The sequence below is a fragment of the Pseudoxanthomonas kalamensis DSM 18571 genome, assembly GCF_010211745.1.
GTDB lineage: Bacteria > Pseudomonadota > Gammaproteobacteria > Xanthomonadales > Xanthomonadaceae > Pseudoxanthomonas_A > Pseudoxanthomonas_A kalamensis.
On the sequence record NZ_PDWQ01000085.1, the window covers coordinates 1 to 553 of the forward strand.

At 60.4% G+C, this 553-nt stretch carries 1 pseudogene; it reads left to right on the forward strand.

The features are described 5' to 3' along the window. Positions 1 to 98 precede the first annotated feature (98 nt). Positions 99 to 553 (forward strand): annotated as a pseudogene (locus tag CSC70_RS14120) (PfkB family carbohydrate kinase); the annotation flags it as partial.

Here is a 553-nt window from a genome sequence, read left to right on the forward strand (position 1 = left end):
GTGTCTATCCCATTAACTTAGTAACTGAACAACTTGCCGTATCAATTTGTATTTCGAATGGGTACTGTGCGAGTTGTGCTCTTGTTTACATTTTTTTCGATTTCGGCCCCTACCGCGAGCATTTCCAGGCCCTGGGCATCGACCTGTCGCGGGTCAAGGTGATCGACGAGCTGTTCACCCCGCAGGCCTTCATCACCACCGACCACGACAACAACCAGATCACCGCCTTCCACCCCGGGGCGATGATGCGCTCCTACGAGAACCACGCCAGGGATGTGCCGGGCATCACCCTGGGCCTGGTCGGCCCGGACGGGCGCGAGGGCATGATCCAGAACGCGGCCGAGTTCAAGGAGATGGGCGTGCCGTTCATCTTCGACCCGGGCCAGGCGATGCCGCTGTTCAACGGCCAGGAACTGCGCGAATTCATCGAGCAGGCCGACTACGTGGTGGTCAACGACTACGAGTCCAACCTGCTGCAGGAGCGCACCGGCTGGAACGACCGCGAGATCGTCTCCCGGGTCCAGGCCTACATCACCACCCAGGGGCCGAAGGG